Below are 19,705 nucleotides of genomic sequence, written 5' to 3'. Positions count from 1 at the left end.
ACCCATGTCTGAGTATCGCCCTAAGGCGATACGAGTTTGGGTCCCGGCCGCTCTTTTCGTCGAAGCCCGAGGGGGTAGTCGCCCCATCCGGCGCGCCTTCTTTGCCTACTTTCTTGGCAAGACAAGAAAGTAGGTCGCCGCCCCGCAGAGGTGGTGAAACTGCCTTTGACTCTAAGCCTTTGACTTTAAGCCTTCGACCTTAGGCCTTTGAAGTTGACTTTGAAGTTCGCTTCAACCCACCCAATCCAAGGAGAACCCCATGCCCCTGCAACAAACCCTGGTCATCCACGAAGCCCTGGACAGCCCTAACGCCAACGGCGCAGTTGTCCGCGAACTGTTCGACGCCTACACCGCCGCCGGCGTAACGGTAGACGTCGTCAGCGCCCGGAGCTGGTAGGCCTGGTGTCCGATGCGGACGGCCCGATCGGCAGCCTGGCCGTGGCGCTCAAGCTGGCGCCGATGAAGCACAAGGGCGACCACCTGGCCGGCGACGTCATCGTGACCACGCACTTGTCCACCAACGTGTCGATGCAGCCGCACGATCCGGTGCCGTTCATGGGCATGCCGGTGTCGTCGGACACCATGAACGCGTACCAGGTGCTGCCCGAGATGGACGCGATCCTGTCGCTCGATGCCTCCAAGGGCAACAGCATCATCAAGCACCGCGGCTTTGCGATCTCGCCCACCGCCATGCAGGGCTATATCCTGCGCGTGAGCCCGGACCTGGTGGCGGCGATGGAATCCACCACCGGTTGCCCGGCAGTGACCTTCCCGATCTCGCAGCAGGACATCACGCCCTATCACAACGGCCTGTACCACTTCAACAGCATCATGCAGCCGCATGTGGCCACCGCCGCCCCGGTGGTAGGCGTGGCGCTGACGGCGCAGTCGGTGGTCTCGGGCAGCGCCACCAGCGCCAACCACGAGATCGACATCGCCGAAGCGGTGCGCTTCTGCGTGGAAGTGGCCAAGCGCTTCGGCGCGGGCAAGTGCCAGTTCTTCAACGTGGTGGAATGGGGCAAGATCCGCGCGATCTATCCCGACATGACAGGTTTCCAGCGCGCCGGCGCGGCGCACTGAAACCAGGCGCGGCGGTGCCCGGACGTGCGGCAAGCCACACGCGGGCATTCTCAGCGGGCGCGCTTCAGTGTATGGTTGCGCTCCTGACGTAGTCGCCGCCTTAGCGGCTATTCTTGCAACATGCTCCGCCTGAACGACACCGACAGCCCCGCGCTGTCCCGCTGCCTGTCCACCCTCGCCGCCTGCGCCGCGCTAGCCGCGCTGCCTGGCTGCGAACGCAATGAACCGGCGCCGGCCACCTCCGCCACATCCTCATCCGCCGCCGCCGCCGCATCGGATGCGCAGGCAACGCGCGCCGACGATGCTGCCCAGCCGGACGACGGGCCCAGCTTTGCGCCCGCGCCGCTGGCCCGCCCGCTGGTCGCGCTGCGCGGGCTGACCAGCATGGCGGACGTGCAGGCGGCGTGGGGCAAGCCGCCGGACATCACGCCCAACCAGGATGAATGCGGCACGGCGCTCGACGAAGAGCACCTGATGCACTACCACTACCCCGATGCGCTGATCGAAGTGGGCCGCAGCGGCGACGCCGTGATCCGCGCGCTGCACGGCATCCCGGCCGGGCTGACGCTCAAGCTGGAAAGCCAGGACATTACCGCGGCCTCCACGCTGGCGCAGCTCAACACGGCCATGCGCAAGAACCCGCGCTGGAAGATGGCGGAGGCGCCAGGCAAGGTACGCAGCCCGTCCGACCGCGACGAGGGCGACCCGCTCGAACAGCTCGCCTACACCACGCTCTACACGCTGGACGGCGACGGCGACCAGTACCGCCTGTATTTCCTCGGCGACCGGCTGGTGGGCTACGCCTACTGGGTCGGCTGCTGACCCCGTCGTGCGGCGCTAGCGCAGCGCGCCGGGACCACCCGTGTGTGGCGCAAGCGCCGCTGCGGCATCGTCCTCGATGGCAGCGGCCTGCGATGCCTCGCCATGCAGGCGCTTCCATTCGTCGAAGCCGCCGGCCAGCGCCCAGGTATTGGCGTAGCCGGCCGCCTTCAGGCGTTCCGCCAGCACCGCTGCCGACACCTCATGCGGGCAGGCGCAGTAAACCACGATGTCGATGCTGGTCGGATGCTCGGAGAGTAATTCCAGCGGCGCATTCAGGTCGATGATCATCGCGCCGGGGATCCGCTCCACCGCGTCGCTGCGCACGTCGAGCACCAGCGGGAAGCGATCGCCTAGCCGGCGCGCTTCCAGTTCCCCCACCGACATGCGGGGCACACGCCGGGTGCGGCGCAACAGGCGCACGCGCCGCCAGAACTTCCACGCGACGAAAGCGGCGAATGCGCCCAACACCACCATGACGGCCACCGGGCCATAAGTGCTGAAGGCGTTCAGGATGACTTCGACAAAATCGGTGAACACCACGCCAACCAGCAGCGCGCCGCCGGCCCACACCAGCGCCCCGATGGCGTCGTAGAACAGGAACACCGCGAACGGCGTGGAGGTCATGCCGGCCATGGCGGTGGACAATGCGCCCGCGCCTGGCAGCAGCTTGGCGAACACCAGCGAGCGCGGGCCCACGCGCAGGTACAGCGACTGGGTCTGGCGGATGCAGCTGTCGGGCGAGATGGAAACGCGGCAGATGGTGCGCAGCATGGGTTGCCCGAGCCGCTTGCCGGCGAAGTACCAGGCCGTGTCGGCAATCAGGCAGGCCAGGATAACGGCCGCCAGCACGGCTCCCAGCGCAGGGCCGCTCTCGCGCATGCCGAGCGCGCCGGCAACGAACAGCATGGGAACGGCCGGCACCGGCAGCCCGGCCTGCTCGGCCAGCACATTGAGAAACACCAGCATCACGCCGTGGCTCTCCAGCAAGGACTGCAATTCACCCACACCGGTCTCCGCACTATGGCCGTTTTCGCCCCTTCAAGGTAATCGGCGCGAGCGAGGATGCTCGCGCCGGCGGGCATAGGCAGTAGTGTGCCACCAAGGCGGCGCGGTGCAGTGCATTGACTTGCATGCGAACGTCAAAAACCCTGAACGAGGCGCCTGCGAGGCTGCAGGCCAGCACTTCGGCTATCACCCTGGCGATCACCCCGGTTATCGCTCCGATGGTCAGGCATGCGCGCCGTCCTGATAGGTGTCGAACCTACGCGCCGGATCCGCGGAAGGGCCGCTGCGGTCCATGCCGGCCAGCTTCTGCGCCCCGTCCTGGAACGGATCGACCGTGCGCGCCGGGTCCGCTGAAACGCCGCCGCGGTCCATGCCAGCCAGCTTTTGCGCCCCGTCCGAGAACGGATCCGGCTTGCGCAGGCGGCTGGCGTCCGCGCCCATCGCCGGCGCGGCGGCCGGGTCCAGGCGAGCGCCATCGCTATAGACATCGAAACGCGACGCATGGAAGACGTAGCCGTAGCGGTCCCCGGACACGGCACTGTCCTTGGGGCCAGCGGCTTGCGCCGGAACCGCCGTGGCGGCAATGCCGGCAAGTGCGGCCGAAGTCATCAACGACTTGAAGAAATGGCGGGTCATGGCAATCTCCTTCTGGGCGATCGGCGGATCGCGGCTGGCTTGCAGGGGAGCAGCGCCTTGCGCTGGTCCGGCCACACGTGAATCGCGCGGTTAAACCAGATACGCGGCGAAGCGCGCTGTGGATGCACACACTGGATGCGTGCGAGCCGCGCGCAAAGACCACACGGGGCTCAGGGCTGCATGGCCGCGGCCTCGCAGGTCATTCGCCGCATCGCCGTGGCAACTGCGGCTTCCACCTGCACCTCGGCCTGCGCAATCGAGGTAGCCAGCCGCTCGCCGCCGAACTCGTCATACTCGATAGCGACCTCCAACGCGTCATCGATACCGATGTAGCCGAACGCCGCACGCAACGCCGGGGTGACATGGTCGAGCCGGGCCAGGCGGCCACCGTAGCCATAGTCGCCGCGCGCGGTCAGCAGCACCAGTTGCTTGCCGCGTCCCGCCAGCATCGGCCAGTAAGGCTCGCCCGCGCGCTCTCGATCAAAGCCGAAGGTCTTGCCCACGCGCACGATATTGTCGATATACGCCTTGAGCTGCGCAGGCACGCCAAAGTTGTACATCGGCACGCCGATCACCAGCACGTCGGCGTGCTCGATTTCCGCAACCAGGCGATCGCTTTCGGCCAGCACCGCATCCATCCACCGCTCGCGCCGCGCGCTCGGCGTGAAGGCGCTGCGGATCCAGTCAGCGTTGACCGGCGCGGGCGGTTGCTGGCCCACATCGCGGTAAGTCAGCGTGTCCGCGGGACGCGCCGCTTGCCAGAGGCTGACGAAACGGTGCGAGAGACGGCGCGTGTGCGAGCCGTGGGCGTCGGTGCCGGAGCGTCCCGGGCGGGCGCTGGCGTCGATATGCAGGAGGTGAGCCATGTTGTTCTCATTTGCGGTTGGTCATGCCTGAGCCGTTCTCATGGGTCAGCACATGCGGTTGAGGGTGATGGCAATGTAGACTCGCCATAGTCTGCTCACAACCGATCCTTTCTCCGCCTCATGGCTGAAGATTTCTCATCTGAAACCACACCCCGCCGCCTGCCGCCGCTCACCGCGCTACGCGCGTTCGAAGCCACCGCGCGGCACCTGAGCGTCAAGCACGCCGCACAAGAGCTGTCGGTCACGCCGACGGCGGTGAGCCATCAGCTGCGGCTGCTGGAACAGGTGCTTGGCGTGACACTGTTTGAGCGCCTGCCGCGCCGGCTGGTGCTGAGCGCGCACGGCGCCGCACTGTACCCGGGCACGCGGGAGGGCTTTGATGCGCTGGAGCGGGCCGTGGGTAAGCTGCGCGCGCCGCCATCGCGCAAGACGCTCACGGTATCGGCCACACCGGCCTTCGCCGCACGCTGGCTGCTGCCGCGCGCACCGAGGCTGCGGGCCGTGGCGCCGGAGTTCGACCTGCATGTGCATGCCTCGCTGGATGCCGTGGACCTGCATGCGGGCCACGCCGACGCCGCCATCCGCTACGGCAGCGGCAAATGGCGCGGGCTGGACGCCGAGCTGCTATGGCGTGAGCGCTTTGCCCCGGTCTGCAGCCCGCTGCTAGGCGTGAAGAGCGCCGCGGGGCTGCGCCGCCAGACCTTGCTGCACCACCAATGGCGCAGCCACGCGCGCCGCCCCATAACCTGGGCCCTGTGGCAGCAGGAGGCCGGCCTGGACCGGCTGGATGCGGCCAGCGGCCCCGTTTTTTCCGACGAGACCCACGCCATCCTCGCGGCGCTTGGCGGCCAGGGCGTAGCCTTGCTGAGCCTGACACTGGTGGCGGAAGAATTGCGCAGCGGCGCGCTGGTGCAGCCCTGCGGCCCGGCCATCGAGGGCGACGGCTATTACCTGGTCTACCCGGCACACCGGCGCGACGACGACGCGGTGCGTGCCGTGCGCGCGTGGATCGGTCCGCAGGCGGATAACGCGATGCGCTGAGCCTGCGGAGTAGCTTTCGCGTGGTTGCTGGTTGCTTACCGCGCCGGCAAGCGGGCATGATGGCGGCTACCGATCCCGGAGCGCCGCGCATGCCTGCCCAACCTGACTCGCAACACCAAGACAAAGACAAAGACCAGCTGATCCAGCGCTTCGGCCTGCAGCCGCATCCGGAAGGCGGCTACTACCGCGAGACCCATCGCGACGGCGCGCGCGTGTCGCGTGTGTCGCATCTGTCGCGTGAAGGGGCAGGCAATCCCGCCACACATGCCGCCTCCACCGCGATCTACTACCTGCTGTGCGACAGCGCTTACTCCGCCTGGCACCGCATCCGCTCCGACGAGGTGTGGCACTTCTACGCGGGCTGCCCGCTCAACGTGCATGTACTGGAGCAAGACGGCAGCCTCACCACGCACCGGCTGGGCAACGCGCTCGCCGATGACGATGCGGTGTTCCAGGCGGTGGTCAGGGCTGGCTGCTGGTTCGCCGCCGAACGCAGCGATCCGGATGGCTTCTCGCTGGTCGGCTGCACCGTGGCGCCGGGCTTTGAGTTCAGCGAGTTCGAGCTGGCCGATGCCGGCAGCCTGCTGGCATCGCACCCGCGCCATGCCGCACTGATCGCGCGGCTCGCCCCTGCGCCACAACACTGATGCGCTGATGCGCTAAAACGCCAGACCGCCCAAACCCCTTCCCGTCTTTGCTCTTTCCGAGATCCCTGCCATGAAATGGTTGTCCCTTGCCGCTGTGGCGCTGGTAGCGCTGGAACATGTCTACATCATGGTGCTGGAGATGTTCCTGTGGGATAAGCCCAAGGGCATGCGGGCCTTCGGGCTGACGCACGAGTTCGCCGTCGCCACCAAGGCGTTGGCGGCCAACCAGGGGCTGTACAACGGCTTTCTCGCGGCCGGCCTGCTGTGGGGCCTGGCCACCGCCGCGGTGCCGGTGCAGTTGTTCTTCCTGTGCTGCGTGCTGGTGGCCGGCATCTTCGGCGCCTGCACGGCCAGCCGCAAGATCCTGTGGGTACAGGGCTTGCCGGCGGCGATCGCCATCGCACTGGTGCTGCTGGCCTGAGGCGGCCGGCAGGCTTGGCGTCGTACTAGCTCCGCGGGGCGTCCGCCATGGCACAGTCCGGGCGGCGGTTCCTGGCCGCTCAGCGCGGCTTGCGGTACTCGTTCTCGATCCAGTCCGCGGCGCTGGCCTTGCTCAGCTTGAAGCCCGGCGACACGCGCACCTGGGCCAGTTCGTCGCCGAGCTCGTCGGTGGCGCGCAGCACCGCGAATGGGTTGTCTTCGTCGGGCACGATGTCGAGCGTCACGCTGATGCGCGCCGTATCCGTGTCGACGATCACGCTCTTGTGCAGCATGGCGTGCAGTTGCTGCTCGTGCCGGCGCAGCACTTCGGAGGCGGTCTTGACCAGGGTCGAGAAGGCGTTGGTGTCCAGCGGCTTGGGATTTTTCTTGTCGCGGCCCATGGTCCAGGGGCCAACCAGCGCGGGTTCGGGCTCGCCGTCCTTGATCATGGCAACGGCCCAGCCGTCGTCGTCCTCGTTCTTGATCACGCGGGCGGTCCAGCCGTCGGCACGCCACAGGCGCGGCTCCTGGATCTTTTCTGCGTTGTCCCCGGCGGCGTCCGGGTCGTCGGCTTCGGGGGAGAGTTCAGGCTGATGGGTCATGGCTGGCTTCAATTCGGGGCTGCGCGGTGGGCTGCGGGCGCTGGCCTGGCCGCCACGCAATGCTTGGCGGGGGCGGACCGGGACGGCGGCGGCATCAAGGGCGCGATTTTACCCGCCTCGCCGCGGCGGGGGGCGCCAGGTGCCACGCGCGCCCGACTGCGCAGACATGGCGAGACATGAATCCCCTCGGAAGTTGTATTTAATGTCTGACCACCGCCTCCTATGCTGGACGTGTCGCCGGGACCCCCGTCTTGATGACACACCCTTCCAGTCGCCGTGCCCTTGAGACGGCGACGTTTTTTTGCGGCCGGCCCTATCCCCGCACCAAAACGGGGATCGGCCGCAACAAAAGCGCTGGCCCGAGGCGCCCAGCCGGTTTAAGATGCGCGATTATCGAACAACCCGCGCGCACTCGCCCACATGGAAGCCCCCATTCCCAGCAGCCCTGGCCAGGCAACGGCCGCCACTGTCCGCGTCGCCCGCCCCCAGGCCGACCTTCTCAACAGTTTTGCCGGCGACCCGAATTTCATGCTGTCGCTGGCGCGCGGCTTGAGCGTGCTCGAAGCCTTCTCGGAGCGTAAGCGCCCGCTCACCATTTCCCAGGTGGCGCAGCGCACCCAGCTCTCGCGCGCATCGGTACGGCGCTGCCTGTACACGCTGGAGCAGCTTGGCTACGTGAGCCAGCAAGGCGGCCAGTTCGCGCTGCGCCCGCGCGTGTTGCACCTGGGCCACGCGTATTTCTCGTCGACGTCGCTGGTATCGCTGGCCCAGCCGATCCTCGACGCGCTGAGCACGCGCATCCAGCAGACCTCGGCACTGGCCATCCTGGACGACACCGACATCCTTTACCTGGTGCGCTCGGAAGTGCAGCGGGTGCTCACTTATTCGCTCGGCATGGGCAGCCGGCTGCCGGCGTACTGCACGTCGATTGGCCGCATGCTGCTGGCCCACCTGGCCGAGCCGGCGCTGGAAGACTTCTTCGATCACGTCGACCTGCGCCCGCGCACACTGCAGACCAAGATCTCGCGGCCCGAGCTGGAGGCCAGCTTTGCGCATGCGCGCGAGCTGGACTATGTGCTGATCGACGAAGAGCTGGAGCCCGGCCTGCGCGCCATCGCGGTGCCGGTGCGCGGCATCTCGGGCAGTGTCATGGCGGGCATCAGCGTCAGCGTGCGCGCGGCGCAGGTATCGGAAGCGGAGATGATTTCGCGCCTGCTGCCGCCAATGCGCGAAGCAGCAGTGGCGATCGGCAAGCTGATCGCCGCCTGAGCCGCCCGAAATCAAGATCGACAGGGAACCGCGGATTCATGGCGCAAAGCCCCCTTAACCCGACGGCAGGCAAGGGCATGCGTTTCGTCCGGCGGCTCTACGCCATGCGCGCCATCGGCCTGGCGATCGGGTTCTTTGCGGTGGCGGCGGCCATGCTGGAGGCGGGCACGCCGCGCAGCACGGCCCGGCGGCCCGAGGCGAAGCGCGGCAATGCCTGGTGGAGCGATACGGCGGCGAGGAGTTTGGCGTGCTGCTCAGTGGCGCGAGCCTGACGCAGGCGGTGGAAATGGCCGAGCGGCTTTCGCGCTCGCTGCAGCCGGGCGCGGCTTCCGGCGCGGCCACACCGCCAGCCTTGGCGTCGCCGCCGTCGATGCCGGCATGGCGGGCCACCACGAATGGCTGGCGCACACGGACCGCGCGCTTTACGAAGCCAAGCGGGCCGGCCGCAACCGGATCCGCATCAGCACGGGCTGAGCGGAAACGACATGAACAACAGCCAGATGCGCTTAGCCGCGGCTGGCAAGCTCCAGCGCAAACACCAGGCGCTGCAGGAAATTCTCCATGCGGCCATCGAGGTTGGAGAACGCACAGCCGAAATGATGGATGGCGCTGTCATCGCGCCCGGCCAGCCAGTGGCCCACCACTTGCAGGCTGAGGTCCAGCTTGCCCAGCGCACCAAAATCCAGATGCACGCCGGAGATGGTGGTGCCCACCGGCAACTGCGTGGCGTCCACGGTCTTGGAGCGCAACCCGACGCCCGAGAGCGAGAGATCTGCAATGTCGAGCTTGAGCACGGTGCCGTCGCTCATCTTGATGGTGCAGACATAGCCCTTGGTGACCAGCGTGCGCGCGCGGAAATGACGGCGGCGCTGGAAGTGATAGAGCTTCTCCGGGAACGGCGCGGAAAATGCCGGGCCACCCTGGAACTGGGTGATCCCGGGCGTGCCGATCATGAAGTTCACGGGCACCCCGCGCAGCGATGCCGAGAAGGCATTTTCGTTGGAGGCCAGCAGCGCCTGTCGCTCGGGCTCGGTGGAGCACCAGTCGAAGACAAAGGTGCGGCTGGCCGGATCCACATGCAGCACGGACGTGACCATCTCGTGAGCGCTACGCGCGCGCACGTTCAGGATGCACTTCTGCCAGGCGAGGTCGCGCAGCACGGTGCCGATCTGCGAGGAATGGGTAAGGCGATAGCGGTCGTCTGGCAACGCGCCGGCGTCAAGCTCGGATTGCTCCGGGGAATCTTGGAGACTCATGAAAATCACGCAAACGTCTGAGAGAGGCCTGCGTCGCGCCAGACTGGCTTGCGACGGGGGAATTCGGGCTGCCCGCGTACCCGGATGCAAGCGGGGGCGAGCGGCTAGCGCCGCATGTTAAGCGCGGCGCCTGCTGCTGCGCAAGCTCTTGTTTGAACAACGGCGAAGTGTGGCAAAACTTGAGCCAGACTTCCGTGGGGTAGCCCACCGGGGCGGGTTTGCGCCTCATTTGCCGTCTTCACGCCCACGTCGTTTTGCCGCGCCCTTGGCCCCGCGCGCTGGATGTGGCGATGCGGCCACCTGGGCCGGATCCGCGCCGAGCGATGCTTGCGCCTCCTGGCATAGCCAGTCCCTTACCGCCCGACGCCGCGCATCGTGCTCGAACGCCACGGGCGAGAGCAACTGATAGCAAGATCCGTCGCGCACGAAGCCCCGCGGCGCGGCGATGCGGCCGTCGGCGAGCTCGTCGGCCACCATCAGGCGCGACGCGATCGCGCAGCCAAGCCCGGCCGCGGCAGCCTGGATGGTCAGGTAGAAATGCTCGTACCAGGCATCGGCGCCAAAGCGCTGCGCACCGCCGGCAGCCTTGGCCCAGCGCTGCCAGGCATCCGGGCGCGAGCGCGTGTGCAGCCGGTGGGACGACGCCCCGACGCTAGCCCCGGCGCGGCAGACCACGCCCACCCATTCCTCGGCAACTTCATGGGCATGCAGCTCCGGCCCCACATGAAAATCGTTGCGGCGCAGCGCCAGGTCCACGCCGCTGCGCGCGAAGTCCACCGGACCGCCAGCGGCCATCAGGTGCAGCGTCACCTCCGGATGCGCCGCGCTAAAGCGCGGCAGGCGGGGAATCAGCCAGCGCATGGCAATGGTGGGCTCGCACGACAAGACCAGCGCCCTGGGCTGGGCATGCGCGCGGATGCGCTGCGCGGCCGCGCCCAGCACTTCCAGCGACTGCGTGGCGGCGGCATGCAGGATGTGCCCCGCCTCGGTCAGGAACACGGCCCGGTTGCGGCGCTCGAACAGCGCCACGCCAAGCGCCTCCTCCAGCTGGCGAATCTGGCGGCTGACCGCGCCGTGGGTCAGGTGCAGTTCGTCCGCAGCCCGCATGAAGCTCTGGTGCCGCGCCGCGGCCTCGAAGAAACGGATCCCGCCCAGCCAGTGCATGCTTGCCTTGATGTGTCAGTTTTTCTCACGGATTTGCACGAGTATAAATCGGTTGTGGCGCTACCTATCAACACAGAGAATGCAGAGAATGCTTGGGACACCGCCTCTATCCCGTCAAGGATACTCACACGATATGCACTCTCTCACTGAACTGCTGGCCGTCGCCACCATCACCGTGCTAGCCGTGATCAGCCCAGGCCCCGACTTCGCCATGGTGATGCGCAACAGCTTCGTGCATGGCCGCAAGGCCGGGCTGCTGTGCGCGCTCGGCATCGCCCTTGGCGTGCAGGTGCACGTGTTCTACACGATGTTTGGCGTGGCGTTGTTGATGGAGCACGCGCACAAGCTGTTGACGGTGGTGAAGCTGCTCGGCGCGGCCTACCTGATCTGGATCGGCATCCAGACTTTGCGCAAGCGCGCGCCGGACCCGAACGCGCCGCCGCTCGGTGCGGATGCTACGGATGCTGGCACACCTGCGCTGACAGCGCTCGGCGCGCTCAAGATGGGCTTTCTCACCAATGCGCTCAATCCCAAGACCACGTTGTTCGTGGTCAGCACCTATACGCAGGTGGTGAATGCGCAAACGCCGCTGGCAGTGCAGTTCAGCTATGGCCTGTTCATGTCGCTGGCGCACCTGGCCTGGTTCGGCCTGATTGCGTGCTGCTTTTCCACGCCCGCGTTGCGCGCCGCCATGCTGCGGCGCCAGCGCTGGCTGGATCGGGTGATCGGTTCGGTGTTGCTGGCGCTGGGGGTGGCGCTTGGCCTGGGCAACCTGGCATGACGCTGGCCGTTGCCGGCGGCATCAGCGTGCCGCCGGATCCAGCCCATACGCGTGCCGGCACGCATGCTGCGCGCCGCCCGCGCGCAGATGGCTTTGGTACAGGATGAAGCGCTCCACAGGGAACGGCTCGCACACCAGCATGGCCTGCGCGTCGCGCCATGCCTGCAGCGCGGTATCCGCCACGGCAGGCCCGCAGCGCGCCAACGTGATGTGGGGATGGAAGCGCGCACGCGCCGGTGCGTCAGCGTCCGCCAACAGCGCGCTCCCGCATCCGGCAAGCGCCTGCGCCATCTCCCCATGCAGGCTGTCCAGCGCCGCATTGGGCGCCACGCCCGCCCACAGCACGCTCGCCCGCCGGCCCCGAAAATAGCCAGCCTCTTTCACCGTGAGCGCAAAGGCCGCGCCGCAGACACCGTCAAGCGCCCGCTCGATACATGCCGCCGTGGCGTCGTCCTGCTCGCCGAGGAAGTGCAGCGTGAGATGGACCTGATGCGGCGCCGCCGCCCGGATGCCCGCCACGCGCGGCACGCGAGCCAGCAACGATGCCGCCAGCGCCGGCGGAACCTCAATCGCCACGAACAAACGCGCCATCGGTCTCACCTCCCGTAACGGCCTGGCGCGGACGGTCACGCACGGCGGTGCGATGCCGCTTGCTCAAAATGCCAACGCCGACTGACGCAGTATAGGCAGTGCCATAGCCGCGGCCGTGCCTTCGAGCCGGAGCAGCGCGCGCTTGCGGTCGGTGCCACCGGCATAGCCGGTGAGGTCGCCGCTGGCGCCCAGCACGCGATGGCAAGGCACGATCACCGACAAAGGATTGCGCCCCACCGCCCCGCCGATCGCGCGCGCATGGGTGGGGGCGAGGCCCAGCCCGGCGCCCAGTTCGCCATATGACGTGGTCTCGCCGAACGGGATCTCGCACAGTGCCTGCCACACCGCATGCTGGAACGGGCTGCCGCCCAGCACCATGGGGACGGTGAAGACCTGCAGGCGCTCGGCGAAGTAGTCGGCCAGTTCATCGGCGGCCTGCTCGAAGACAGGCTTCGCGGCGGCGGGCACGTTGGTGTCCGGCGTGGCCGCCGCCGGGTAGTACTTCTGCCCCGAGAAGAACAGCCCGCTCAAGCGCGCGCCGTCGACGCGCAGCAACACTTCGCCCAACGGGCTGGCGACGATGCGGTATGCAATCATGGTGCGTTCCTTGATGTGTCCCTTGCCTTGTCGTCTCGTACCGACTTGTCCGGCTTGTCCAACTTGTCCAACTTGTGGTCCTCGTAGCGCCGCCACAGGTGGATGGCGGCGTAGGCGCGCCACGGCGCCCACTGCGCGACATGCTGGTTCATGCCTCGCACGGTAGCGATGCCGAGCACCTTGCGCAAGACATAGTCGGTGCCAGGGAAGGCATCCGGCCAGCCCAGCGCGCGCATGGCCACGTATTGCGCGGTCCAGTCGCCCACGCCGTCGACCTCGCGCAGGCGCGCCACGGTGTCTTCCGGCGCGGCGTTGGGCTCCAGCCTGAGCTCGCCCGACGCCACGCGGGCAGCGATGGCATGGATGGCCCGGCCCTTGCCCAGCGGGATGCCGATCTCACGCAAGGCCTCGGGCGGCACGCCAGCCAGCGCAGCCGCGCCGGGGAACGTCACCCGCAGCGCCGGCGTGGGCTGCGCCAGCGGCAGACCGTGGCACTCGGCCAGCCGCGCCAGCAGCGTGCGCGCGTGCTTCACCGAGATCACCTGGCCCACCACCGCGCGCACGGCGATCTCAAAGCCATCCACCGCGCCCGGCAAACGCATGCCGGGCGCTTCGGCAGCCGCGGGCCCAGATGCTGATCGACCACATCGGGCCGGCAGCCCAGGTCGCACAACCGCCGCACGCGGCCCAGCGCTTGCGGAATCACGTGCGCCAGCGAACCGGACAACGTCACCTTGATCACATGGCGGCGTGCAACGTGCTCCAGCCGCAGCCAGCCCAGATGGGTGCGGCCGCCGCTCTCGATCGCCAGCGTGCGCGCATAGGTGCCATCGCCAAGCTGCTCGATGCCATCCACCGCGCGCACGCCCAGGAATTGCAGGAACGCGGCCCACGCCATCGGCGGGCGGTAGCCCAGCTCGAACACCAGCTCGTCGGCCACGTTGTCGGCGGCGCGCTTGCGCATGGCCATAGGCGTCAGCCCGTAGCGCGTCTTGAGCACATCGTTGAAGCGCCGCACGCTGCCAAAGCCGGCGGCGTGCGCCACGTCGGTCACGGTCAGCCCCGTATCGGTCAGCAAACGCTTGGCCAGCAGCAACCTCTGCGTCTGCGCATACTCCAGCACCGAGACGCCGAACTGCGCATCGAACAGCCGGCGCAGGTGGCGCTCGGTAATGCCGATGCGCGCGGCCAGCCCGGCCACGCCAGCATCCACCATGAAGCCCTCGTCGATCAGCGTGGCCGCGGCCTGGGCCAGGCGCCCCGACAGGTCAGCCAGCCCGTGTCCCGGCGCCAGCTCCGGCCGGCAGCGCAGGCAGGGCCGGAAGCCTTGCTTCTCGGCCGCGGCGGCACTGTCGTAAAACGTGCAGTTCTCGCGCTTGGGCGTGCGCACTGCGCAGATCGGCCGGCAGTAGACGCCGGTGGACGACACGCCCACAAAGAAGCGCCCGTCGAAGCGGCGGTCGTGCGAAGCCACGGCCTTGTAGCAGGTATCCGGATCGAGTTTCATAGCCAGCATGCTACTCCGTTGCGAGGGCAGAACTAGCTGGATTCGGACATTTGCCTCGGCGGCGTGTTTTGACCCGCCACTGCGACACGAAGACCTCCGGCACAGCGGCAGCACGGCAGCGCGCTCGCGTCATCCATCGTCACCCTCGCCCTCCGGCTCATCCATCGCGGCGGCCAATTCGCTCAACACCAGCGTCTCATGCGCAAGCACGGCCACCAGCGAAAGCAGATGGGCCTGGGTTTCTTCACCGAGGTTGCAGAAGGTGCCGCCCGCCGCGTTCTCGACGGCAACCGACAACAACGCATTGAGCTGCGCGGTTTTTTCGGCAGCGAGGCTTAGTGGGCTTTCGGATGGAGCATGCGCGGTCAGGAAGGTATCGCGGCCTGTGCGTTGGGCGGTGATGTTGTAGCGCGGGTAGTTATACATCGAGCGCCCTCCGTTGGGAGGCGCGCAGGCGCTGGCAGATGACGGGAAGCTTGAGGGAAGCGATTTGCCCGGAATGGGCGAATGAAGACTGGGGCATGGGAGTGCCTCCTTTGCGAGCAAGTTTGACAGCGTGTTTTGTCGTCGGGCTGTCAAACCCGGCCGCTGTGGTTGCAGCAACGAGCGGAGTATATCGTGGGGCCATGCAGCCGAACCCAGCCGCAACAAAAAGTCACATCCGCTACGCTAGCCAACGGCCGCAAGAACCGGATCGATCCTGCCGGCCGTCAGCCGCAACCTGCGCCAGCCGCTTGGGCAACGCCGTTGAAGCGGTCCAGCGCTGAATGACGCCGCGCCAGCCAATTACGACCCCCAACCCTCACACCCGCACCGTCGATGACACGTGCGCCTAAGATGCCTCGGCAAGGAAAGGCTTATCTCTGCGCGGACGAAGCAAAGCCATGACGGGATGTTAAAGTTTAAGATGTCACTAGTACTACAATCGCAGGTAATTTTGGAGAGAAATTATATTTATGGTTACCCGACTATTGGTTCGGAGCTTGTGCCTCTTAATTCTCGGAATGTCTTCTGCCAATGTATCCGCTGAAAATAATGATATGGATGGCTATCCAATCACTTTTAATCTGAATGGACTCTGGGGAGCTAAAGACAAGAATGGCGTGATTGTCATTCCGCCAATCTACAACAATTCCTTGCACTTTAAGGAGGGCATAAGTGCCGCAAGGCTAGGTAAAAAGATCGGTTATATCGATGAAAACGGAAGGGTCGCTATACCCTTTGAGTATGACGAAGTCTTGGGCTTGAAAAATGGACTCATTGGCGTCTGCGCTGAAGGTAATTGCGGGTATCTTGATACAAGGGGGAATGTGGTCATTCCCCTTACATATAAAAAGATAAATTATTTCAGCGACATAGCAGGCATTGCAGCGGTAGAAAGAGCGAGCGGGTGGGGGGTTATCGATATGGCGGGGCGTGAAATAATTGCGCCGACACTTAAAGACAGCCCAAAGATTGTCGAGTATGAGGGTGATGGTTTTATAATTGGCTTTAAAGCTAGACGCGATGGAATGCTATACGACCTGAAAGGCAATAAATTACTAGAATTAAACTACGACCAAATTGCTTTTAATGTGTGGTCCGGGAAGTGGCTCAATGACAATCTTTTTACCGTGGCGATAGATGGCAAGTGGGGGTTCATTGATAAATCTGGCAATGTAATAATTCCTCCTCGCTATGACAAGCGAGGTTATTTTTTTAGAGGTTATGCCGAGTTAGTTCGAGACGGAAAAGTCTACCGCGTAGACAAGCGCGGGGCAGAGGAGCTAATCGGTGATTGGGTGCAACCAACTCCGTAAGTACCAGGAGCTGCAATGAAGCCTTCGGCACCGCCCTTAAATTATTGGCTTACATTGTCGCAGCAGTCTTAGTGACTTTTCCTGACGAGATTTTCTGGCTCTGCGGAAGCGCGCGAAGGTTGTTGCCGAGCTGATTCGAAGGTCAGGGCATCACGACCTACTCGTATCGTCACCGCCTGGCTGCCGACAAGGACTGCCAGCACAGCCGTGCCGCGATTGCGCGTCAAGGCTGCCACCGAATGGATGAAACCCGCTCCGCCAGCGGCCAACCCCAAAACCGAAGGCGCTATCGCGCCTGGCACTCACGGCCGGGCCGTTCATCCCACGCGGGCTCAAACAGCCTTGGAAACCCTAATCCCAGGTATTAGAGTTCGAACATACGGCAAGCGAAGCGACGTCATGCTGGTTCACTCTTGCTTTCACGGCGATGCATTGTCCGAAATCGTTAAAGCCTTTCGAACAGCATCCCGCCAATCTTGCCATGCAGCCGCATCAGCAGGACCATGTCGCTGAGTGATCTCCCATGAGAGCGAACTCAGAAGCCCTCCAATCTCATCGGCTTTTGTCAGATCATATTCGTGCTCCAAAAAATAAAACATTGCACGATACGCCTGCTCCACTGTCAGATACTGGTCGCTCATTACTTCCATCCTGGTCGAGTGGGGGCAGCAAGCAGTGGCACCATATCCCGCGCATTCAAATGCACCGCCGTAGCTCCGCCTCCGCTTGCTTGATTACGTCTACAAATTCAACAAGTGGAAATTTCATCACCACGCTATCCTCGATAATAAAAATTTCCGTTAGAAATTCTATTTCCATTTTTTCGTTTCCACCCTCTTTGCTTATCAGGCACAAACGCTGCTTCCGATAGGATATTTCCGCCATCAGATGCTCGTGATCTACGTCACTGACAAAAACAATCTGAAAATCTCTCATATCATTAACGGTATATCACGGGACAAAGCGCGACATATTTTCTTGAAAAGAATATTGATCGATATCAATGTTCCCCACAACATCTTTTACTTTGAAAATTTCTCTCATTGCCTTTGCTGTATAAATTCCGCCCCCTCGCTTACCTCACCTTCATAAACGCATACCACCTCGGCACCCCATGAAGGCTCTATCGCAAAAATTTTTAAATCCCCGGACTGTATTCTTTCTACATACTTGCATAGCGCATCTTCTGAGATAAGCAGCTCACCGCCTGACAATTCATTAGTCCATGAAACGAGACGCTTTACCTCATCATCATTGAGCACCATAGAGCTCGTATGAAGAACGCGTGAAACGACGTTCTGCATAATGAATCCAATATCCTAATCGCTATGACGCCATGATCGGGAACCGATTAAATGGCGAGAAATCAACCTTCCAGATATCAAGCTCATAGAGGTCTCCGTGGTCGTCCAAATTGATTGCAACCATAACCGGTATGCCGTCGATATCGACGAACTCCCTTTTGGCCAATTGTTCGCCGAGGCGACGCGACCGCGCATCCGAAGCATAGAAGCGCAGGCTTCCCATTCCACCATCGTCCATTTCTTCAACGAGTGCGTCAGCAAGAGAACCAAGGAGACGCATTTCTTGGGGCTTACCGGCAATTAACTTGGCTAACAGAGTCCGCTCGTCGTCTTTCAACCCTCTCACAATGCCCATACTCATCTCGGTGGCGTAATACGTCCAACGTTAATCGTGCCGTTTGGAAGCTTGTAGGCACTGTAGTTGAAAGTTGTTCCACTCACAACGACGGTGCCTGTGTACTGCCCTTGAGGTAGTGATTCTCCGATATTCTTGAGGTCGCTCGTCACAGCACGTTGAACAGAACTTCGGCCTCCGCATCACTCTGGGTGATCTGCCTTGAGGATCTCACAACTACTTGGCATGGCAAACCAAAGTCCACCGGGATCGGGATCTTCGCTCGATGCCAACCATTCATCGATTACGCCCTGGACCATCAATTGGGGATCTGCGCCAAATCGATCTACCGGCTCCCAGTAGTGGATTCCATCTATGGCCCCTTGTACTGGAATGGCTCCGTGGGCAAAAAGTGCCAGGAGCGATCGACGAACATACTCAACCAAGTCCTCGCCAGCCAAGCCATAGCCTTGCCTTCCAAAAGGAATAATTTGCCATAACCCAACAGCATCGTCTTCAAGTTCAAGGTGAATTTTCGAAATACGATCTTTGATGCTCTCACCGAACCACTTGTCCTTCAGTTCCTCATTCATTTCTGGTCCACCTTGAACCCGGGTGGCAAAGAAGGGCTGCTTACAATAGCTAGATCAAGTTTGATAGTCCTCGAACTCCCATGCACCAATCCTGGCTACTTTCTGAGCCACTTCCCAAAAATCCTTCCCTGTGCAGCCGTTTACATACCGAGTGATTTCGCTCTTTATACGTTCAGGATCGAAGTCAAAAACAATTAGCATATGGCGCCCCCATATCGCTCCCGTCTGACCATATTCCCTGGTTATCCAGGCCGGCGTACACGCCAGTATTTGGTACAGATGCCCTCCTTCTTCGTCGTCCGGCCCGACCTGCACGGTTAGCCATAGACCAAAGCACGATGGATCTTCTGGCCAATATTGGTCGAAACCAATGTGGCCACCGATATCTATTCCTTTAACAATCGCTTTCATGGCTTCGCAATATTCAAATGGCCATTACTAGTAACGACACCACTCTCTAACCGTTGGAAACTAGCTTGAGCGCCCGTCGGCACAAACTGTGTGCATGTATTGGGTTTCACAGCAGGCGGTCGGTACACGCGATTTCCATCCGCACTCACTAAACCACCGGCTACGCCATTCATAGGTCGAGCGCCATCTCCAACCCACACTTTCCCCAATCTATCTGCATCGGCTGCAGTTCCAGTTCCAATAGAGAAATTCGGATTCCGTGTACCGCTTCCTAGTACTGCTGCAGCCAAACCGTGAGTCCTGCGCACCGATGTTGGCCAGATTCTCCCTGGCAAGTTGGTCCTTCAGTGATCCGTAGGTTGCAACGTTTGTCGCATTATCCGCACCCGCTGCCGTGTTTATGGCACCAGAAGGACTCCCCACCTTCGTTGGTGACGTTCCGGCGCCCTGATTGCCTTTCTGCCCCGAGTTGAAAATCGCCCCTAATCCCTCGGAGCGGAATCGAGATCAGTTTCTCTTCAGAGTTGAAATCTAGGATCGAATCGGAGTCAAGGGAGATTTATCGAGGCCAACTCCATAGCGATCAAATATCTGCTCAAGCTCCTGAGCGAATGCGGGGTTCAGATCGCTATCCCAATCGATATGATGGCGATTGATCAGGTCAACGCATTTCTCCGTTCCATACATCTGGAGCTCCAACCAGTAGCCTGGTTCTAGCTGCAAGGGCGGGTATGTTGCGAGTGACTCAAATAGGATCGTCAAATTCTCTTCAATTTCCCCAACCCAAGTGATGTCCGCAAGCTCGCACGTAATGAGGCGATAGATGCAATCGAGCGCGGCCTGCCATCGGCCTCGAGCGGGCTCTGGGTACATACTCTCGATAGACGCCAGCAAGTTTGCCAACGGGATGTCATCTATCGACATGAATTTCATATCCCATTGATAAGCGTGAAGTAACTGTTCTTTGCTCGGATTCATGG

General features: G+C 63.3%; 26 protein-coding genes and 1 pseudogene. 10 read left to right on the top strand and 17 right to left on the bottom strand.

The genetic code is table 11. The annotated features are described in order from the left end of the window. Positions 1-259: 259 nt before the first annotated feature. The 3 genes from AB4061_RS08905 (at position 260) to AB4061_RS08895 (ending at position 1,902) form a co-directional block, all read left to right on the top strand. The gene (locus tag AB4061_RS08905; protein ID WP_441632833.1) at positions 260-397 is read left to right on the top strand and encodes a hypothetical protein; all 138 of its coding nucleotides are present in this window, start codon (positions 260-262) and stop codon (positions 395-397) included. Between the two features lie 5 nt (positions 398-402). After that, on the top strand, positions 403-1,080 hold the full coding sequence (locus tag AB4061_RS08900) for a DUF1177 domain-containing protein (RefSeq protein WP_441632831.1): 678 nt from the start codon (positions 403-405) through the stop codon (positions 1,078-1,080). 120 nt (positions 1,081-1,200) lie between these two features. Beyond that, positions 1,201-1,902, top strand: a complete 702-nt coding sequence (locus AB4061_RS08895; RefSeq protein WP_441632829.1) for a hypothetical protein — start codon at positions 1,201-1,203, stop codon at positions 1,900-1,902. A gap of 15 nt (positions 1,903-1,917) precedes the next feature. Here AB4061_RS08895 and AB4061_RS08890 read toward each other — a convergent pair whose 3' ends face one another. The 3 genes from AB4061_RS08890 to AB4061_RS08880 form a co-directional block, all read right to left on the bottom strand. Continuing rightward, positions 1,918-2,907, bottom strand: coding sequence for a VTT domain-containing protein (locus AB4061_RS08890; RefSeq protein ID WP_441632827.1), 990 nt, complete (start codon positions 2,905-2,907; stop codon positions 1,918-1,920). Positions 2,908-3,129: 222 nt separating this feature from the next. Then, entirely contained in the window at positions 3,130-3,543 is a 414-nt protein-coding gene (locus tag AB4061_RS08885; protein ID WP_441632825.1) for a copper resistance protein CopQ, read from the bottom strand. Between the two features lie 170 nt (positions 3,544-3,713). Next, positions 3,714-4,409, bottom strand: a complete 696-nt coding sequence (locus AB4061_RS08880; protein ID WP_441632823.1) for an FMN-dependent NADH-azoreductase — start codon at positions 4,407-4,409, stop codon at positions 3,714-3,716. A 120-nt stretch (positions 4,410-4,529) separates the two neighbouring features. On the opposite strand from AB4061_RS08880, the gene AB4061_RS08875 reads away from it, so the two are divergent. From AB4061_RS08875 to AB4061_RS08865, 3 genes are all read left to right on the top strand, one after another. Next, positions 4,530-5,450: a LysR substrate-binding domain-containing protein gene (locus AB4061_RS08875; RefSeq protein ID WP_441632821.1), complete on the top strand. Its 921-nt coding sequence runs from the start codon at positions 4,530-4,532 to the stop codon at positions 5,448-5,450. 89 nt (positions 5,451-5,539) lie between these two features. Continuing rightward, positions 5,540-6,097, top strand: coding sequence for a cupin domain-containing protein (locus AB4061_RS08870; protein ID WP_441632819.1), 558 nt, complete (start codon positions 5,540-5,542; stop codon positions 6,095-6,097). Between the two features lie 70 nt (positions 6,098-6,167). After that, positions 6,168-6,518 (top strand): DUF1304 domain-containing protein, encoded by a 351-nt coding sequence (locus AB4061_RS08865; RefSeq protein ID WP_441632817.1) that lies wholly within the window; start codon positions 6,168-6,170, stop codon positions 6,516-6,518. A 79-nt stretch (positions 6,519-6,597) separates the two neighbouring features. On the opposite strand, the gene AB4061_RS08860 is transcribed toward AB4061_RS08865, so the two are convergent. Then, complete coding sequence (locus tag AB4061_RS08860) at positions 6,598-7,119, bottom strand: hypothetical protein (protein WP_416051208.1); 522 nt, start codon at positions 7,117-7,119, stop codon at positions 6,598-6,600. Between the two features lie 420 nt (positions 7,120-7,539). Between AB4061_RS08860 and AB4061_RS08855 the strand changes: the two genes are divergently transcribed. Continuing rightward, positions 7,540-8,388, top strand: a complete 849-nt coding sequence (locus tag AB4061_RS08855) for an IclR family transcriptional regulator domain-containing protein (RefSeq protein ID WP_441632814.1) — start codon at positions 7,540-7,542, stop codon at positions 8,386-8,388. Between the two features lie 38 nt (positions 8,389-8,426). Then, on the top strand, positions 8,427-8,660 hold the full coding sequence (locus AB4061_RS08850; RefSeq protein ID WP_441632812.1) for a hypothetical protein: 234 nt from the start codon (positions 8,427-8,429) through the stop codon (positions 8,658-8,660). Positions 8,661-8,894: 234 nt separating this feature from the next. Here the strand turns inward: AB4061_RS08850 and AB4061_RS08845 are convergent, their stop codons facing one another. Further along, positions 8,895-9,644, bottom strand: a complete 750-nt coding sequence (locus tag AB4061_RS08845; protein WP_441632810.1) for a flagellar brake protein — start codon at positions 9,642-9,644, stop codon at positions 8,895-8,897. Positions 9,645-9,869: 225 nt separating this feature from the next. Continuing rightward, on the bottom strand, positions 9,870-10,808 hold the full coding sequence (locus AB4061_RS08840) for a LysR substrate-binding domain-containing protein (protein WP_441632808.1): 939 nt from the start codon (positions 10,806-10,808) through the stop codon (positions 9,870-9,872). A gap of 133 nt (positions 10,809-10,941) precedes the next feature. Here AB4061_RS08840 and AB4061_RS08835 point away from each other — a divergent pair, with 133 nt between their 5' ends. Next, on the top strand, positions 10,942-11,589 hold the full coding sequence (locus AB4061_RS08835) for a LysE family translocator (RefSeq protein WP_441632806.1): 648 nt from the start codon (positions 10,942-10,944) through the stop codon (positions 11,587-11,589). A 21-nt stretch (positions 11,590-11,610) separates the two neighbouring features. Here the strand turns inward: AB4061_RS08835 and thpR are convergent, their stop codons facing one another. The 4 genes and pseudogenes from thpR to AB4061_RS08815 form a co-directional block, all read right to left on the bottom strand. After that, positions 11,611-12,180 (bottom strand): RNA 2',3'-cyclic phosphodiesterase, encoded by a 570-nt coding sequence (gene thpR, locus AB4061_RS08830; protein WP_441632804.1) that lies wholly within the window; start codon positions 12,178-12,180, stop codon positions 11,611-11,613. Positions 12,181-12,243: 63 nt separating this feature from the next. After that, complete coding sequence (locus AB4061_RS08825; protein ID WP_441632802.1) at positions 12,244-12,777, bottom strand: methylated-DNA--[protein]-cysteine S-methyltransferase; 534 nt, start codon at positions 12,775-12,777, stop codon at positions 12,244-12,246. Continuing rightward, positions 12,774-14,284: pseudogene (locus tag AB4061_RS08820) on the bottom strand (AlkA N-terminal domain-containing protein). The gene AB4061_RS08825 and the pseudogene AB4061_RS08820 overlap by 4 nt, the downstream one beginning before the upstream one ends. A 129-nt stretch (positions 14,285-14,413) precedes the next feature. Continuing rightward, positions 14,414-14,710, bottom strand: a complete 297-nt coding sequence (locus AB4061_RS08815) for a hypothetical protein (protein ID WP_441632800.1) — start codon at positions 14,708-14,710, stop codon at positions 14,414-14,416. A gap of 578 nt (positions 14,711-15,288) precedes the next feature. On the opposite strand from AB4061_RS08815, the gene AB4061_RS08810 reads away from it, so the two are divergent. Beyond that, positions 15,289-16,083 (top strand): WG repeat-containing protein, encoded by a 795-nt coding sequence (locus AB4061_RS08810; protein ID WP_441632798.1) that lies wholly within the window; start codon positions 15,289-15,291, stop codon positions 16,081-16,083. Between the two features lie 419 nt (positions 16,084-16,502). On the opposite strand, the gene AB4061_RS08805 is transcribed toward AB4061_RS08810, so the two are convergent. The 7 genes from AB4061_RS08805 to AB4061_RS08775 all read right to left on the bottom strand — a co-directional run bounded on the left by AB4061_RS08805 (position 16,503) and on the right by AB4061_RS08775 (position 19,703). After that, on the bottom strand, positions 16,503-16,724 hold the full coding sequence (locus AB4061_RS08805) for a hypothetical protein (RefSeq protein WP_441632796.1): 222 nt from the start codon (positions 16,722-16,724) through the stop codon (positions 16,503-16,505). A 55-nt stretch (positions 16,725-16,779) separates the two neighbouring features. Continuing rightward, positions 16,780-17,019: a hypothetical protein gene (locus AB4061_RS08800; RefSeq protein WP_441632794.1), complete on the bottom strand. Its 240-nt coding sequence runs from the start codon at positions 17,017-17,019 to the stop codon at positions 16,780-16,782. Between the two features lie 104 nt (positions 17,020-17,123). Then, entirely contained in the window at positions 17,124-17,387 is a 264-nt protein-coding gene (locus tag AB4061_RS08795) for a hypothetical protein (protein ID WP_441632792.1), read from the bottom strand. Positions 17,388-17,409: 22 nt separating this feature from the next. Next, complete coding sequence (locus AB4061_RS08790) at positions 17,410-17,742, bottom strand: DUF6984 family protein (protein ID WP_441632790.1); 333 nt, start codon at positions 17,740-17,742, stop codon at positions 17,410-17,412. Positions 17,743-17,924: 182 nt separating this feature from the next. Next, complete coding sequence (locus AB4061_RS08785) at positions 17,925-18,314, bottom strand: hypothetical protein (RefSeq protein ID WP_441632788.1); 390 nt, start codon at positions 18,312-18,314, stop codon at positions 17,925-17,927. 54 nt (positions 18,315-18,368) lie between these two features. Then, positions 18,369-18,725 (bottom strand): immunity 8 family protein, encoded by a 357-nt coding sequence (locus AB4061_RS08780; RefSeq protein WP_441632786.1) that lies wholly within the window; start codon positions 18,723-18,725, stop codon positions 18,369-18,371. Positions 18,726-19,256: 531 nt separating this feature from the next. After that, positions 19,257-19,703, bottom strand: coding sequence for a hypothetical protein (locus AB4061_RS08775; protein ID WP_441632784.1), 447 nt, complete (start codon positions 19,701-19,703; stop codon positions 19,257-19,259). Between the last annotated feature and the right edge of the window lie 2 nt (positions 19,704-19,705).

Origin of the sequence: Cupriavidus sp. YAF13, from assembly GCF_052113425.1 — a bacterium.
Lineage (GTDB): Bacteria > Pseudomonadota > Gammaproteobacteria > Burkholderiales > Burkholderiaceae > Cupriavidus.
This window is presented reverse-complemented; position numbering and strand designations above follow the sequence as displayed.

Bases quoted from the DNA above. Each gene is read 5' to 3' on its own strand.
- AB4061_RS08905 (WP_441632833.1), top strand. From the start codon at position 260: ATGCCCCTGCAACAAACCCTGGTCATCCACGAAGCCCTGGACAGCCCT.
- AB4061_RS08895 (WP_441632829.1), top strand. From the start codon at position 1,201: ATGCTCCGCCTGAACGACACCGACAGCCCCGCGCTGTCCCGCTGCCTG.
- AB4061_RS08885 (WP_441632825.1), bottom strand. From the start codon at position 3,543: ATGACCCGCCATTTCTTCAAGTCGTTGATGACTTCGGCCGCACTTGCC.
- AB4061_RS08880 (WP_441632823.1), bottom strand. From the start codon at position 4,409: ATGGCTCACCTCCTGCATATCGACGCCAGCGCCCGCCCGGGACGCTCC.
- AB4061_RS08875 (WP_441632821.1), top strand. From the start codon at position 4,530: ATGGCTGAAGATTTCTCATCTGAAACCACACCCCGCCGCCTGCCGCCG.
- AB4061_RS08870 (WP_441632819.1), top strand. From the start codon at position 5,540: ATGCCTGCCCAACCTGACTCGCAACACCAAGACAAAGACAAAGACCAG.
- AB4061_RS08865 (WP_441632817.1), top strand. From the start codon at position 6,168: ATGAAATGGTTGTCCCTTGCCGCTGTGGCGCTGGTAGCGCTGGAACAT.
- AB4061_RS08860 (WP_416051208.1), bottom strand. From the start codon at position 7,119: ATGACCCATCAGCCTGAACTCTCCCCCGAAGCCGACGACCCGGACGCC.
- AB4061_RS08855 (WP_441632814.1), top strand. From the start codon at position 7,540: ATGGAAGCCCCCATTCCCAGCAGCCCTGGCCAGGCAACGGCCGCCACT.
- AB4061_RS08850 (WP_441632812.1), top strand. From the start codon at position 8,427: ATGGCGCAAAGCCCCCTTAACCCGACGGCAGGCAAGGGCATGCGTTTC.
- AB4061_RS08845 (WP_441632810.1), bottom strand. From the start codon at position 9,644: ATGAGTCTCCAAGATTCCCCGGAGCAATCCGAGCTTGACGCCGGCGCG.
- AB4061_RS08840 (WP_441632808.1), bottom strand. From the start codon at position 10,808: ATGCACTGGCTGGGCGGGATCCGTTTCTTCGAGGCCGCGGCGCGGCAC.
- AB4061_RS08835 (WP_441632806.1), top strand. From the start codon at position 10,942: ATGCACTCTCTCACTGAACTGCTGGCCGTCGCCACCATCACCGTGCTA.
- thpR (WP_441632804.1), bottom strand. From the start codon at position 12,180: ATGGCGCGTTTGTTCGTGGCGATTGAGGTTCCGCCGGCGCTGGCGGCA.
- AB4061_RS08825 (WP_441632802.1), bottom strand. From the start codon at position 12,777: ATGATTGCATACCGCATCGTCGCCAGCCCGTTGGGCGAAGTGTTGCTG.
- AB4061_RS08815 (WP_441632800.1), bottom strand. From the start codon at position 14,710: ATGTATAACTACCCGCGCTACAACATCACCGCCCAACGCACAGGCCGC.
- AB4061_RS08810 (WP_441632798.1), top strand. From the start codon at position 15,289: ATGTCTTCTGCCAATGTATCCGCTGAAAATAATGATATGGATGGCTAT.
- AB4061_RS08805 (WP_441632796.1), bottom strand. From the start codon at position 16,724: ATGAGCGACCAGTATCTGACAGTGGAGCAGGCGTATCGTGCAATGTTT.
- AB4061_RS08800 (WP_441632794.1), bottom strand. From the start codon at position 17,019: ATGAGAGATTTTCAGATTGTTTTTGTCAGTGACGTAGATCACGAGCAT.
- AB4061_RS08795 (WP_441632792.1), bottom strand. From the start codon at position 17,387: ATGCAGAACGTCGTTTCACGCGTTCTTCATACGAGCTCTATGGTGCTC.
- AB4061_RS08790 (WP_441632790.1), bottom strand. From the start codon at position 17,742: ATGGGCATTGTGAGAGGGTTGAAAGACGACGAGCGGACTCTGTTAGCC.
- AB4061_RS08785 (WP_441632788.1), bottom strand. From the start codon at position 18,314: ATGAATGAGGAACTGAAGGACAAGTGGTTCGGTGAGAGCATCAAAGAT.
- AB4061_RS08780 (WP_441632786.1), bottom strand. From the start codon at position 18,725: ATGAAAGCGATTGTTAAAGGAATAGATATCGGTGGCCACATTGGTTTC.
- AB4061_RS08775 (WP_441632784.1), bottom strand. From the start codon at position 19,703: ATGAATCCGAGCAAAGAACAGTTACTTCACGCTTATCAATGGGATATG.